7 protein-coding genes are annotated in these 15,054 nt (G+C 68.1%); 6 read left to right on the forward strand and 1 reads right to left on the reverse strand.

The genetic code is table 11. The annotated features are described in order from the left end of the window. The first annotated feature begins 50 nt into the window (after nucleotides 1–50). Entirely contained in the window at nucleotides 51–4,787 is a 4,737-nt protein-coding gene (gene pglW, locus JK364_RS14395) for a BREX system serine/threonine kinase PglW (RefSeq protein ID WP_201851317.1), read from the forward strand. A gap of 203 nt (nucleotides 4,788–4,990) precedes the next feature. Next, on the forward strand, nucleotides 4,991–8,551 hold the full coding sequence (gene pglX, locus JK364_RS14400) for a BREX-2 system adenine-specific DNA-methyltransferase PglX (RefSeq protein ID WP_230991967.1): 3,561 nt from the start codon (nucleotides 4,991–4,993) through the stop codon (nucleotides 8,549–8,551). Between the two features lie 51 nt (nucleotides 8,552–8,602). Here pglX and JK364_RS14405 read toward each other — a convergent pair whose 3' ends face one another. Continuing rightward, complete coding sequence (locus tag JK364_RS14405; RefSeq protein ID WP_307841274.1) at nucleotides 8,603–9,415, reverse strand: ATP-binding protein; 813 nt, start codon at nucleotides 9,413–9,415, stop codon at nucleotides 8,603–8,605. Here JK364_RS14405 and JK364_RS14410 point away from each other — a divergent pair. The 4 genes from JK364_RS14410 (at nucleotide 9,414) to pglY (ending at nucleotide 15,047) form a co-directional block, all read left to right on the forward strand. Continuing rightward, on the forward strand, nucleotides 9,414–10,298 hold the full coding sequence (locus JK364_RS14410) for a helix-turn-helix domain-containing protein (protein ID WP_201851321.1): 885 nt from the start codon (nucleotides 9,414–9,416) through the stop codon (nucleotides 10,296–10,298). The two genes, JK364_RS14405 and JK364_RS14410, sit on opposite strands and share 2 nt — an antisense overlap. Beyond that, the gene (locus JK364_RS14415; RefSeq protein ID WP_201851323.1) at nucleotides 10,295–10,498 is read left to right on the forward strand and encodes a DUF397 domain-containing protein; all 204 of its coding nucleotides are present in this window, start codon (nucleotides 10,295–10,297) and stop codon (nucleotides 10,496–10,498) included. Before JK364_RS14410 ends, JK364_RS14415 begins: the two co-directional genes overlap by 4 nt. A 123-nt stretch (nucleotides 10,499–10,621) precedes the next feature. Then, nucleotides 10,622–10,798 carry a DUF397 domain-containing protein gene (locus JK364_RS14420; protein ID WP_201851325.1) on the forward strand — a complete coding sequence of 59 codons (177 nt, stop codon included), beginning with the start codon at nucleotides 10,622–10,624 and terminating at the stop codon, nucleotides 10,796–10,798. A gap of 289 nt (nucleotides 10,799–11,087) precedes the next feature. Further along, nucleotides 11,088–15,047 (forward strand): BREX-2 system ATPase PglY, encoded by a 3,960-nt coding sequence (pglY, locus tag JK364_RS14425; RefSeq protein WP_201851327.1) that lies wholly within the window; start codon nucleotides 11,088–11,090, stop codon nucleotides 15,045–15,047. The last annotated feature ends 7 nt before the right edge of the window (nucleotides 15,048–15,054 follow it).

A 15,054-nucleotide genomic window follows, 5' to 3' on the forward strand; every position in this document is an offset into this window, starting at 1 on the left:
AGCAGCCGCAATCAGTACAGATCGACGTGGACACGAAGCGGGGATGGCGCATGCGGGACGGCCGGTGGGTCACGGTCACCGAATCCGAGTTCCAGCACGAGCGCCGGGGGCTGGAGGCCATCCGGGAGAAGCTCCCCGACAACGACCCATGGCGGGCCTGGTCGAATTTCACCTTCACCGCGCACAGCGGCCACGTGCGGGAAGTGGACCTGCTCGTGGTCACCCCCGGCGGGGTGTATCTGATCGAGCTGAAGGACTGGCACGGTTCGGTCGAGTCCCGCAACGGCACCTGGCTGCAGACCCAGCCCAGCGGGCGGCAGATCACCCATGGCAACCCCCTGCACCTGGCGAACAAGAAGGCAAAGGAGCTGGCCGGCCTTCTGGCCCAGGAGGGCGAGCGGGTCTGGGTGTCGGAGGCCGTCTGCTTCACCGACTCCTCTCTGAGGAACCGGCTGCCCGCCCATGACCAGCACGGCCTGTACACCGTGCACCAGCTCGCCCAGCTCCTCCAGGCGCCCCCGCGCGACGAGCACCGTCGCATCGACCGGTCGCGGTCGCGCCGGATCAAGTCGGCCTTGGAGCGGGTGGGGATCGCCCGTAGCGACGCCGAGTACAAGGTCGGCCCGTACCTGCTGACCCGGAAGTCGTTCGACTCGGGCCCGACCTGGGCGGACTATCTGGCCCGGCACAGCGAGCTGCCGGAGGCCGCCCGGATCCGCGTCTATCTGCGGGAGCGCGGCTCGGACGCCGAGCTGCGGGCCTCGGTGGAGCGCGCGGCACGGCGCGAGGCCGCGGTGCTGCGGCGCTTCAAGCACCCCGGTGTCGTCCAGCTGAAGCAGTACGACCCGTCTGGGCACTCGGCCGGGCCCGCGCTGATCTTCGACTTCGACCCGCATACGCTGCGCCTCGACGAGTATCTGGCGCAGTACGGCGAGAAGCTGGACATCCTCAGCCGGATGGCGCTGGTCCGGCAGCTCGCCGAGACCGTGCGCTCGGCCCACGGCCGCCGCATCTACCACCGCACCCTGGCCGCCCGCGCGATCCATGTGCTGCCCCGCGCCCGGGGCCGCGCGGCGGGCCCGGACGGTGAGGAGGCGGGCTGGCTCAGCCCGTATCTGCAGATCTCGGACTGGCAGGTCGCGGTCCAGCGCGGCCCGGAGTCGGGCGCGCCGGGTGGCAGCGAACGGTTCGCGCCCACCACGTTCTCCCGCGCGGGCGCGCACCTGGCCGAGGGCGCGGATCCGTATCTCGCCCCGGAGCTGACCGCGCTCAAGGCCGACCCGGTCACGCTGGATGTCTACGGCCTCGGCGTGCTGACGTATCTGCTGGCCACCGGCAAGGCTCCGGCCGCCAGCCAGGCCGAGCTGCTGGCCCGCTACGAGGCGGGCGAGGGGCTGCGGCCCAGCGCGGTGGTCGACGGCCTCTCGGAGGACATCGACCAACTGGTGCAGATGGCCACCGCCTACCACGTCGACGACCGGCTGGACTCGGTGGACGACTTCCTCGACCTGCTGGAGGTCGTCGAGGAGACCCTGACCGAGCCCGCCTCAGCAGAACCTGTACGTCCGGCGCAGCCCGAGAAGGACCCCCTGGAGGCGGTCGCGGGCGATCTGCTGGCCGGCCGCTGGGAGGTGCGGCGCCGCCTCGGCACCGGCTCGACCAGCCGCGCGTTCCTGGTGCGGGACGTGACGGCGGGGCCGGAGGTGCGCTTCGCGAAGTCCCTCGCCGTGCTGAAGGTCGCGGTGTCGGACAGCAAGGGCGAGGTCCTCGCCCACGAGGCCGAGGTGATGGGGCGGCTGCGCCCCGACTCGCGGATCATCCGCCTCGTCGAGCCGGAGCCGCAGCGCATCGGTGGCCGGACGGTGCTCGTCATGGAGTACGTCGGCAACGAGCGCGAGAACGACGGCGAGCCCGGCGCCCCCGGCGAGCGGAGGAGAAGGCGGCGCGAGGAGACCGTCGCCCGTCAGTTGCGCGAGTCCGGCCGACTGTCCGTGGACCAGCTGGAGGGGTACGGCGACTACTTGTTCGGGGCGGTGGACTTTCTCGAGGGCGAGGGCGTGTGGCACCGCGACATCAAGCCCGACAACATCGCGATCCGTATCCGCCCGAACCGCACCCGCGAGCTGGTCCTCATCGACTTCTCCCTGGCCGGCTGCCCCGTGCAGGAGACCGGCGCCGGGACGGACGGCTATCTGGACCCGTTCATCGGCACCCTCACCGAGCGCTCGGTGTACGACGGGCATGCCGAGCGCTACGCCCTGGCCGTCACCCTGCACGAGATGGCCTCCCGGGAACTTCCGGTGTGGGGCAACGGCAAGGTCTCGCCACGCCAGACCGACGCGAAGAAGGAGCCGTACCCGAAGATCGCGGGTGACGCGTTCGACCCGGCGGTACGGGACGGGCTGGTCGCGTTCTTCCGCAAGGCGCTGCACCGAGACGCGGCACAGCGCTACCCGGACCTCAAGCCGATGCGGGACGACTGGAAGAAGATCTTCCTGGCGATGGACGAGGCGAAGCCGTCCTCGCGCCGCTCCCGGCAGCCCGCCCCGCCGAGTGACGCGGACCAGCGACCGGACGCGCCCGAGGCCCAGGACGCTCCCATCCCCCAGGCCGAGGAGGAGAGCGCCGACCAGCAGCGCGACCGGCTGGCGGGCCAGGTCGACCGTACGACCCCCATCTCGGCTTCGGGCCTCAGCCCGGCCGCCGAGTCCTTCGTCTACGGCCTGCGGGTCAACACCGTCGGCGAACTGCTCGACTACAGCCGTCACCAGCTCGTCAACGCCCCCGGGCTGGGCGCGAAGACGCGTAAGGAAGTCCTCCGCCGCATCAAGGAATGGCGTCAGCGCCTCGCCGAGCAGCCCGCGGCTCCTCTCACCCCCGCCGGGCGAAAGGCGGCGAAGGAGGAGCTGACGGCGGCCGAGGCCGCGATGGCGAGCGCGATGGCCGCCGAGGGTGCCGCGGGCGGACTGCCCGAGCGCGCGCTGCGCAGCGTCAGCCTTGACACCCTTGCCACGATCTTCGTACCGGAGCTGAAGAAGGACGGGACGAACCGCAACGAGTGCGAGATGGTGCGGCTGTTGCTGCGCCTCCCGGACGAGCGGGGCACGCTGCCCGACATCGGCGTGTGGCCCCTGCAGAAGGATGTCGCGAACGCGCTCGGGCTGTCGGCGGGCCGTATCCCGCAGATGCTGAAGACCCAGCGCACCCGGTGGAAGCGGAATCGCTCCGTACAGGTACTGCGAGCCGAGATCCTCGCGCTCCTGCGCGACCTGGGCCGGGTCGCCTCCGCGGCGGAGATCGCGGACGCCCTGGCCGTACGGCGCGGCACCGAGCTGCTGGAGCGCGAGCAGCGGCGGGCGCTGGCGCTGGCCGCCGTACGGGCCGTGGTGGAGGTCGAGCAACTCGTACCGGACGAGGCGGAGTTCCAGCACGCCCCGAATCGCGACGCGGCGGATGAGGGCATGGGCGCCGGCCTGCTGGCCCTGGAGGTCAGTTCCGACGACGCGCCCGAGACCCCGTCCGGGCCCGGACTGCTCAATTACGCCCAGCGGCTGGGCAAGGTCGCCGACCGGCTGGCGAAGCTGGACACGCTGCCGACGGCGGCGACGGTCCTGGCGGAGCTGGAGGCCATCACCGCGCCGAGCCGGGCCCTGGAGTGGGACGAGCGGCGTCTGGTGGAAGTCGCCGCGGCCGCCTCGCGCCGGGCCGCCGCGACGCCACGGCTGGAGATCTACCCCCGGAGCCTCCCGCTCGTCCGGGCGCTGCGCCTCACCCAGGCCGGACTGGTGTCGCACATCCCCGGGATGCCGGAGGGGCGGCAGCCCGGGTTGACTGTCCCGGAGATCCACGAGCGGGTGCGGTCCCGTTTCCCGGAGCTGCTGAACGAGCGGCGGGGGCACGCCCTGCCGACGGGCGGACCGCTGACGAAGGCGCTGCGGGACGCCGGATTCGACCTGGAGCTGAAGACCCGGGAGGGCACCAAGACGCTGCGGTACATCCCGCGCCAGCGGGACGGGGGTTCCTCATACCTGTCCTCGGACGCCGCCCGCCAGGCGACCGGCACCCTCACCGCCCACCGCTACTCCGACGACCCGCAGCTCGCGGGCGCGTCCGTGGCCGAGGAGCAGCTGCTGGCCTCGGCGCGCCGCGACGGCTTCCGCGTGCTCACGGTGCCAACGCGGTCGGCGGGCAACGCGATACGGGAGCTGATGTCGGACCGCTTCGGCGCGGAGGTGGTGTCGGTGACCGATCTGTTTCTGCGGGCCCTGCACGAGCAGGTGGACCCGCGGCCGAAGCCGACCTGGGAGACGATCCTGAAGGCGGACGCGGCGGAGCCGGGTTCGAGGGCGGCGATGCGGTTCGCGGAGTACGCGCGGACGAGTTGGGGTGCGGTGGAGCCTCGGTTGCGGGAGCTGGTGGCGGGGGTGGGGTCCCCGTCGGGGGGCTTGACGTCTCCGGTGTTGCTCACCGATTCTGGTGCGTTCGCCCGGTATGACGCGATGGGCGTGCTGGAGCGGTTGGCGGACGTCGCGCGGGATGGAGGGCGTGGGTTGTGGGTGCTGTGCCCGCAGAGCGACCCGGCACGACCGCCGAGGCTGGGGGCGACGGCTGTGCCGTACCAAGCGGGGCTCGGAGAGTGGATCGAGCTGCCGGAGTCGTGGGTGGCGAACGCCCACCGGGCCGAGGCGGCGGGGCTTGTGGAGACGACGGGGGCGGGGACCGGTAGTGGCGGTGGCGCTGCCGAGGCGATGGGGACGACGGGGAATTCGGGAGATGTGACGACGTGATCGATGCTGCTGCGCTGCGGGCCGACCTGATCAAGCAGGTGAAGGCGCTTGAGGTGGACCTGGCCAAGCAGGTCAAGGACGGTGAGTCCACACTCAAACCGCTGCGTCAGGAGTACGAGAAGGCGAGCAAGGCAGCGGGATCGGGTTCGGGCGCGTCGAAGTGGGCGGACTGGCTGGAGGCCCGCCTGTCGGAGGGCGACGGGCTGTCGGCGGACCGCGTGGAGCGGGTGCGGGCGGCGGAGGCCGTCGCGGGGCGGCTGCGGGCGGAGTACGACAAGGCGCGCGAGCTGGAACGTACAGCGGCAACTTGGAACGCGTGGCTGGACGAGCGCGTGACTCAGGTCGCGGTGGCGTGGGTACTGGGCACGGTGTTCGTACGGTTCTGCGAGGACAACGGGCTGATCCCCGAGCCGTATCTGTCGGGTCCGGACGCGGAGCGTCGGGACCTGGCGGAGGCGCGGTACGCGCAGTACGTGGAGGATGAGGCTGACCCGACTTACCGGGGTTGGCTGGAGCGGGCGTTTGAGGAACTGGGCGCGGGTCAGGCGGGGAAGCTGCTGTTCAACAAGCAGCGCAATCCGCTGTACCAGATTCCGTTGTCGCATGACGGTGCGCGCGCGCTGGTGGAGTTCTGGCGCGAGCGAGGCGAAGGTGACGACGGCAAGCTGGTGCATGACTTCACCGACCCGCTGAACGAGGACGGTACGGAGGGGTGGGACACCCGGTTCTTGGGTGACCTGTATCAGTGGTTGTCGGAATCGGCCCGGAAGACGTACGCGCTGCTCCAGACGCCGGAGTTCGTGGAGGAGTTCATCCTCGACCGAACGATGGACCCCGTGGTGCGGGAGCTGGGCCAGAAGTTCGGCGAGCTGAAGATGATCGACCCGACGTGCGGGTCCGGACACTTCGTGTTGGGCGCGTTCCGGCGGATGGTGCGGCTATTCGCGGAGCGGGAGCCGGGGCGGGATGTGCATGAGCGAGTGCGGGATGCGCTGAATGCCGTGCACGGGGTGGACATCAACCCGTTCGCGGTGGCTATTGCACGGTTCCGGCTGTTGGTTGGGGGGATGGCCGCAGCGGGAGTGCGGACGCTGACACAGGCGGGCCGGTACGACTGGCCGATTCACCTGGCGGTGGGCGACTCGCTCATGAAGGCGCGACAGCTTGAGTTGACGCTGCTTGGGGAGGAGTCCGGTGATCCGCTGGCAGAGTTCTCGTACACGACGGAGGACGTGCACGAGTACCCGGGGATCCTTGAGGTGGGGCGGTACGACGTGGTGGTGGGGAACCCGCCCTACATCACGGTGAAAGACAAGAAGCTGAATGCATTGTATAGGGAATTGTACGCCTCTTGCGGTGGGGCGTACGCACTGTCGGTCCCCTTCGCTGAACGCTTTTTCCAGTTGGCCAAGGCCGGACAGCCTGAAGGCCTTGGATATGGAATGGTCGGCCAGATCACCGCGAATTCCTTCATGAAACGGGAGTTCGGGACCAAATTGATCGAAGAATACTTCGCCCACAAGGTTGAGCTGACGGAGGTCATCGACACATCGGGAGCATACATTCCCGGACACGGCACACCCACGGTGATTTTGGTTGGGCGAAAGCGATCCGGCAGTAGCCGCACAGCCACGATTCGAACCGTGCGCAGCGTTCAAGGCGAGCCCGAAGCACCGGAGAACGGGAAAGACGGCCTGGTCTGGAACTCAATCGTCACCCATGTCGACCAGCCAGGCTCCATCAGCCAGTGGATCTCAGTAGACGACCTGCAACGCGAGCGATACTTTAATAAACAACCATGGATTCTTGCTGCGGGCGGCCTTGAGTTGGTAGAACAGATCAACTCCGCAGCACAAACAACCCTGTCAGGAGTTGCGAGCGATATCGGATCGGGCGCTGTTACGCGAGAAGACGACGCATACATGATCGGGGCGGGCGCCCTTCGCCGGCATCGGGTCTCACCAAAACATCAACGACCGCTGGTAGAGGGCACCGAAGTGCGAGACTTCCTCGTTTTGGATCCCGTAATGTCGCTGTGGCCGTACAATAGCCACAAATTGACTCCTGAGTCGTCCGATTCAATCGAGCAGCTCTTGTGGCCCCATCGCGTAAGACTCCGCGACCGCACTGCGTTCGGAAAGACACAACTGGGGCGCGGACTGGCATGGTTCGAGTACTCCATGTTTTTCAAGGAGCGATATCGCGTACCACTCTCAATTGCGTTCGCGTTCGTGACGACCCACAACCACTTTGCGCTGGATCGAGGCGGTAAAGTCTTCAACAGATCAGCGCCAGTTATCAAGCTTCAAGAAGGGACCAGCGAGAAGGAACATCAAGGACTACTTGGGATTCTCAATAGCTCCACCGCCTGCTTCTGGCTGAAACAGGTCAGCCACGACAAGGGAATCCGAGGTGAAGGTGGGGGATTCACTAGTGATGACTGGGAGCGCTTCTTCGAATTCACAGGAACCAAGCTCCAGGATTTCCCTCTCCCTGCTGATTACCCAACCACCCTTGGTGCCACTCTCGACTCCCTTTCTCGGGATCTAGATGCCGCAGCCCCGACGTCGCTGGCCGACCTCGACCGTGCCCACCCAACCGCTCTCGCCCTTCATGAGGCGCGCGCTAAATGGGAGGCGACACTCGCCCGAATGATTGCCCTCCAAGAGGAGCTCGACTGGAAGGTGTACTCGCGGTACAAGCTACACGAGGAGGATCTATGTGCTCCTGAATCCGAAGTTCCCGTACTTGCCCTTGGCGAGCGCGCCTTTGAGATTGCACTGGCTCGGCGCGTCAAGAAGGGTGAGGCGTCCGGCGAGTGGTTTAAGCGGCACAACTCCACACCCATCACTGAACTGCCCGACCACTGGTCCGATACATACAAGGCCATCGTTCAAAAACGTATCAACGTCATCGAGACTTCCCGCGCAATCGGGATGATCGAGCGACCGGAGTACAAGCGCCGTTGGGCGACCGAGGGGTGGGGTGTTCTCCAGGAGCGCGCCCTCAAGTCTTGGCTGCTGGGCAGGCTAGAGAATCGCGCCCTCTGGTTCCAGGACGGGCAGCCGACCCTCCTCACCCGGGACCAGCTCACCTCCGCGCTCGCCCTCGACGAGGACTTCGTGTCCGTCGCTGAGCTGTACGCCCCTCGTACGGAGCTGGCGACTGTCATCACCGATCTCCTCGCCGACGAGCACGTGCCGTTCCTGGCCGCGTTGCGCTACAAGCCCGCCGCGCTCAAGAAGCGCGCGGACTGGGAACACGTCTGGGCTCTCCAGCGGAAGGAAGACGCCGCCCCGGACGAGCCCGCCAAGCGAAAGATCCGGGACACGATCCCCGTGCCGCCGAAGTACACCTCGGCCGACTTCCTCAAGCCGTCCTACTGGCGGGCCCGGGGCAAGCTAGACATGCCCAAGGAGCGGTTCATCTCGTACGCGACCGGTGCGATCTCCGGTACGCCGAACCTGTTCGGCTGGGCGGGCTGGGATCACCGCGAGCAGGCGCAGGCCCTCGCCACGTACTTCACCAACCACGACGGGCTGTCCTCCGAGGAGATGACTCCGCTTCTCGCGGGTCTGCTCGAGCTTCAGCCCTGGCTGGACCAGTGGCACAACGACTTCGACCCGCTGTACGGCAGCTCCCCCGCCGCCTTCTTCGCGGGCTACCGCACCACCCAGCAGGGCGAGCACGGCCTGAGCGACGACGATCTTCGAAACTGGCGCCCCGCTCCGGCAACTCGTGGGCGACGCCGCAAGAACGACTGATCAGCTCGATGCGTCCTCCCCACGCGGTTACGGGGAGGACGCATCGCCGTCTCATACGGTCAGCGGCGCGGTGGAATCGATCCGCAGCGCCGGACCCTCGCCCAGTTCGAGCACAAGCGTGTCCCTGCCACCGTCTGACGAGGACCGCTCCATGCCCACACTCCGGACCACGTGCCATGCGCCCCACACCCGCACGCGCTGACCAGCCCGGACCGCCACCGCAGCGACCTCGATGCCGTCGCGTTCCGGCGCCAGACCCGGGACCTTCAGTTCGGCCCAGACGATTTTTCCAATCCCGCACGCGCGCGCCTCATAGCCCCAGCGATGCGCCATCGCCTCCACGAGCTGTAGCCCGCGTCCACCCGTCTCATCCTCGCCGGGCTGCCGCACCTCGGGCTTGCCATCGCCGGCGTCGCTGACTTCCAGCCGCAGTAGCCCCTCGTCCACCAGCCGGGCGATCCGCACACCCACCAGCCGGTCACTCGGCACCCGCACCCGCAGCGCGTTGGTCACCAATTCCGAGAGGACCAACTCCCCAGTCTGTAATGCGTCTGGTCCAGCGCCCCAGGAACCAAGCACGGCGTGCAACAGTGCACGCGCCCTGGGAACGCTGCTGCGGCGACGGGACAGGCGGAAGGTGACTTCGTTCGGTGCAGCCATGGCGGTCCCCAGAAGGTCGACGTTCGACCGGAATCCCGCGACACAGACCGCACTTCGAGCCGCAGGACACCGATGTCCATGCGCAGCAGGATGGCCAGGCACGCTGCGAATCTGCAACGTTGCCGACTGGGATCGTGCCGAAATTCCCTCTTCCGAGTTAATCTCGACGCATGGAAGCCGCTGGCCTGCTAGAGGTGTACGCATGTCTGCGAAAAGCGCCAGCCCAAACCCATCGACCGTCCTCGGTCGCCAACTTGGCGATGAGCTGAAGCGGTTACGAGATGCATCGGGCCTCACCACCACCCAGGCTGCCGAGGCGCTCGACTGCACCAAAGGCAAGATCAGCCGCATTGAGAACGGTCGGGTGGCAGTACGACTACCCGACCTGACGGCGATGCTGCAGGCGTACGGCGTGTCGGATCCCGAGGTAAGCGGGCGGCTGGGCGCATTGGCGCGCAAGGCCAACCGCCGCCGCAGGCAAGGCTGGTGGAATCAGTACGGCTCGGTCCTGGCCGACACGTACCGTGACTACATCGCCTTGGAGACCATGGCGGATTCCATCCGCACGTTCCAGGCCCAGCTCGTGCCCGGCCTGCTCCAGATCCCCGAGTACATCCGGGCCGTGACAGTGGCCTCCCAACAGTGGCAGACTGCAGACGAGATCGAGGCGTTCGTCCACGTGCGGCTCGCTCGCCAGGAACGTCTGAGTGGTGACTCCCCGTTGCGCCTCTGGGCGGTTCTGTCCGAGGCCGTGCTGCTCCAGCAGGTCGGTGGGTCAGAGGTGATGAAGACGCAGCTACAGCACTTGCTGACCGTCTCCGAGAACCCCAACGTGACCGTTCAGGTGCTGCCGTTCTCCCGTGGAGCCCATGCGAGTATGTTCGGGCCGTACGTAGTGCTGGGATTTCCCGAGGAGGGGGCACTCGACGTGGTGCTGGCGGACAACCCGACCGGTTCCATGTGGCTGGAGCGAGAGGTCGAGGTCGCTCGTTACCAAGATCTATTCGACGCCGCACGCACGTCTGCTCTGTCACCGATGGAGTCCCGTACCGTCATCCATCGCAGGGCCAAGGAGCACAAAGCATGAAGAGCGCAGGCGGCATATCGCCGAACTTGTCGGGTGCGACATGGCGCAGCAGCACGTACAGCGGTGGCAACAATGAATGCGTCGAGGTCGCCGACGACCTCCCGCACGTCGTTCATGTGCGCGATAGCAAGCGTGTGACCGGCCCCGTCATCACGTTCAGCCGTGCCGCCTGGGGCACCTTCCTCGCGAATCTGGGCTGAGGTCAGGCTCCGAGGACCCCCGGGGAAGAACGAAGCGAAGGCGGGACGCCCCACACCGTCCCGCCACGCACATCGGCCGGAGCCCACGCCATCGCTCGCACGAGAAACAGGGAAGGCTGACTGATGGAGAAGATGGACCTCTACTCGATCGACCCTGCCACCCTCGCCTGGCAGAAAAGCAGCTTCACCGCAAACAACGGCGAGTGCTTCGAACTGGCGGCCCTCCCCGACGGAGGGGTGGCCGTCCGCGACTCAAAGAACCCGTCCGGACTCCACCTCTGCTTCACCTCCGGCGAGTAGCGAGCCTCCAAGGCTGGAATGACCGCCGGAGATTTCGACAACCTGTAGGCCAGTGACCGTGCGGGCCGCATAGCGCCCCACGCGGCCCGCCACGCACTCTGGTTCTTTTCCATATACGGCCCGGTTACGATCGAGGACGGGCCGCAGCCGTGCCATGACGGCGGACGACAACACACCGGGGCCGGACGGAGACAATCCGTGACCGCCGTACCCCGGCCCAGGGGGGAGACCCTGCTGTCCAGGCCCACGCGCCAGCAGGACCGCAGGAACCAGGAGAAGCGAGACACCAATGGCACCGAACGCCACCGGCACGGCACCTCTCCTCCGCGACGTCATCGACATCAAGACGTCGATCTCCACCTCCGACTTCGTCCTGAAGCTCGCCGAGGCCGTCACCGAGGAGGGCGCGGAAAGGGCACTACGGGACTACGTCGTCACCGAGCGCCTCCTGGAGAACTTCGACGAGGCCCTCAGCCTCATCAAGGCGTCCCTCGACGGGCACACCTCGAAGGCCGCGTACCTCCACGGCTCCTTCGGTTCCGGTAAGTCGCACTTCATGGCCGTGCTGCACGCCCTCCTCCGGGGCGACCAGGCCGCCCGCGCCCGCGCCGACTTCGATCCGGTCCTGGCCAAGCACGAGTGGCTCGGCACCGACGGCAAGCGGTTCCTGCTCGTCCCGTATCACATGCTCGGCGCGAAGTCGCTGGAGCAGCGCGTCCTCGGCGGCTATGTCAGCCACATCAAGGGCCTTCCTCAGCACAAGGACGCCCCCACCCCCCAGGTCTACCGGACCGACTCCCTCTTCGAGGACATCCGCTCGCACCGCCAGCGCGTCGGCGACCAGACCTTCATCGACGGGCTCGCCGACGCCCCCAGCGTCCCCGGGGCCGGCGCCGACGACACCGAGGATGACGACGACGAGTGGGGCGAGCCGTTCGCCTGGACGCCGGAGCTGCTCAACACCGCCCTCGCCGCCGAGGAGCTGGACGGTGGCGAGGCGAACCTGAACCTCGTCAACCCCAGCACGCCGGCCGAGCTACGCGCGAAGCTCGTCCATGACGCGAGCGTCACCTGGTTCCCCGGGTTCGCCCGTAACGCGGCGGAGGACGAGCACGGGTTCATCTCCCTCGACGCCGGCCTCGCCGTCATCGCCGAGCACGCCAAGTCGCTCGGCTACGACGGACTGATCCTCTTCATGGACGAGCTGATCCTCTGGCTCGCCAACCGGATCCACGACCAGAAGTTCGTCTCCCGCGAGACCGACAAGATCACCAACTTCGTGGAGGGCGCCGACTCACGCCGGGCCATCCCGATCGTCTCCTTCATCGCCCGCCAGCGCGACCTGCGCGAACTCGTCGGCGAAGAGACCTCCGGCGCCGCCGAGACAGCCATCCAGGACAGCCTGAACCTCGCCTCCGGCCGCTTCGACAAGATCACGCTCGAAGACCGCAACCTCCCCCAGATCGCTCACGCCCGACTCCTCACCCCCAAGGACGCCGAGGCCGCCGCCAAACTCGACGCGGCCTTCGCCAAGATCAAGCGGGTCGGGCCGCAGATCTGGGACGTCCTGCTCGGCTCGGACGAGACGACGACCGGGGCCGACGAGGAGTCGTTCCGGCTGACGTACCCCTTCTCCCCCGCCTTCATGGACACGCTCGTCCATATCTCCTCCGCACTTCAGCGCTCCCGCACCGGCCTCAAGCTCATGGGCCAGCTTCTCGCCAGCCACCGGAACGACGCGACGCTGGAGAACCTGATCCCGCTCGGCGATCTGTACCCGGTCATCGCGGACGGCGGCGACAGGCCCTTCGTAGACAGCCTGAAGGTGGAGTTCAAGGTCGCGGACAAGCTGTACCGGACCAAGCTGCGGCCCCACCTCCTGGCGGCGTACGAGATCACCGAGGAGGACGTCGAGCGCTACCAGCACCGCCGCGAGTCCATCACCGATCAGCAGCTCGTCGGCCGCTGCAAGGGATTCGTCGGCGACAACCGGCTGATGTGCACGCTGCTGCTCTCCGCGCTCGCGCCCAGCGTGCCCGCGCTCCGGGACCTCACCATCCGGCGGCTCGGCGCGCTCAACCACGGCTCTGTCCTCTCCCCCATCCCCGGTGCCGAGGTCGGACTGATCCAGGCGAAGGTCGACGAGTGGGCCACCCGCTTCATCGAGATCAAGTCGACCGGCACCAAGACCAACCCGGGCGTACGGCTCGAACTGGCCGGAGTGGACGTCGACTCCGTCATCGCCAACGCCAACGTGAACAACAACCGCTCCAACCGCCGAGCCCTCGCCAAGCGGCTCCTCGCCGACGAACTGGGCCTGGAGGTCCATGACCGGATGGGCTCGGACGAGCTGACGCTCGTCTGGCGCGGGTCGAACCGGATCGCCGAGGTCGTGATCGGCGATGTCAACGACACCGAGAACATGCCCGACCACGAGTTCTCCCCCAGCCAGGACGGCCTGTGGCGGCTGGTGATCGACCTGCCCTTCCACGAGGGCGAGCACGGGGCCGTCGAGGCCGTCAACCGCGTGCGTGGTCTGCGACCGCTGTCCGGGGCCGGGCCCCGGACCGTCGGGTGGATCCCCACGTATCTGTCGGCCGCCCGCTTCAAGGACTTCCAGCGGCTGGTGGTCATCGACTACGCGCTGGCCGACCAGCGGCGCTTCGACACCCACTACGCCCAGCACCTCAACGCCGACAATCGCGCGCGGGCCCGGGTGCTCCTCGAAGAGCAGCGGGAATCCCTCAAGAAGACCGTGAAGAGGGCGTTCAAGCAGGCATACGACTGCGCCGACAAGAAGTCCGTCGATGTCGACGTGTCCTTCGACGACCACTTCCACCCCCTGCGTGACGCACCCGCCGAGCTGCGGGTCTCCATCGGGCAGTCGCTGTCCGAGGGGGCCCGGCACATCGTGAGGAAGCTGTTGGCGCACCAGTTCCCCGCGCACCCGGACCTGGACCCCGACGGCACCAAGACCGCGTTCAAGTCCGGCGACGCCCGCACCGTGTTCGGACACATCCGGGCGGCGGTGGAGGCCGGGGAGCGGCGGGCCGAGATTCCCGCCAAGGACCGGACGGCGATGCGGCGGATCGCGGCGCCGCTCGGGCTCGGCCAGCAGAAGGAGGCGTACTTCCAGCTCTCCAACCGCTGGGTGGACCACTTCAATCTGCAGGCCCGTAACGACGCGGGGCCGGGCGACCTGAGCGTGGTCCAGCTGACCGAGTGGATCGACCGGCCCCAGCCGATGGGCCTGGAACCCCTCCTCGCCAACCTGGTCATCGCCTCCTACGCGGAGATGGACGACCGGGTCTGGGTGCGGGCCGGCGCGCTGCTCGACCCCTCCCCCGAGCTCTCGGCGATCAAGCCCCATGACGCACTGCGCTCTCAGCCGCTGCCGGAGGAATCCGTCTGGGAAGAGGCGGGGCGCCGGTTCTGGGACATCTTCGGCGACCAGCCGCCGAAGCTGCGCCGCGGCCGGTTGGTCAGCCACTTCGCGCGGCAGATCACCACCCAGGCCCGCGAGTACAAGCCGCATGTGGACACGCTCGTGGACCAGTTGGAGGAGCACGCGAGGCTGCTCGGACTGGACGGGGCCGACGAATCCGCCTCGGGCAGGCTCACCCTCGCCCGTCGCTCGCGTGACCTGCTGGACGAGCTGTGCCGCCTCTCCCAGGGCCCGGCCGGAGGTTCCGCGGCGGCCAAGCAGGCCATCACGGCCTTCGCCGCCTTCGATCTGGGCGAGGCGTCCGCCAGCCGCTACGGCGCCTCGATCAAGCAGGCCAAGACTGTCGCCAACGCCTTGGTGACCGCGGCGTGGGACATGCTGAAGCTCGCGCCCAACTACGGGCCGCAGGGCGAGGCGGTGTTGGAGGCGCTGCGCGGCGCCGCGCGTGCCGACCAGCGCACCATGCGGCTCGAGGAGGCGCTGCGGGAGGCGCGGAAGTCCATCGTCACCGTCATCGAGCGCAGCCAGGCGCCCGCCCGTCCGCAGCCGTCCGCGACCGTGCCCGCCCCGGCCTCCCCCGCCACCCCGATCACCACGCCCAACCAGGTGAGCCTGAACGACGACACCGCCCAGCCGCCGGTGTCCACCCACCACCCGCTCCCCGGCCGCCGCGCCGCGCGCCGCTCGGGCGGTGGCCGGACGAAGGCGGCGCAGGCGGTGGCCCAGCTCCGGGCGGAGCTGGACGAGCTGGCCCGCAGCGAGCCCGACGCGATGGTCGAGATCACCTGGCGGGTCGTGGAATGAGCATGAG

Source organism: Streptomyces endocoffeicus, assembly GCF_016741935.1.
Taxonomy (GTDB): domain Bacteria; phylum Actinomycetota; class Actinomycetes; order Streptomycetales; family Streptomycetaceae; genus Streptomyces; species Streptomyces endocoffeicus.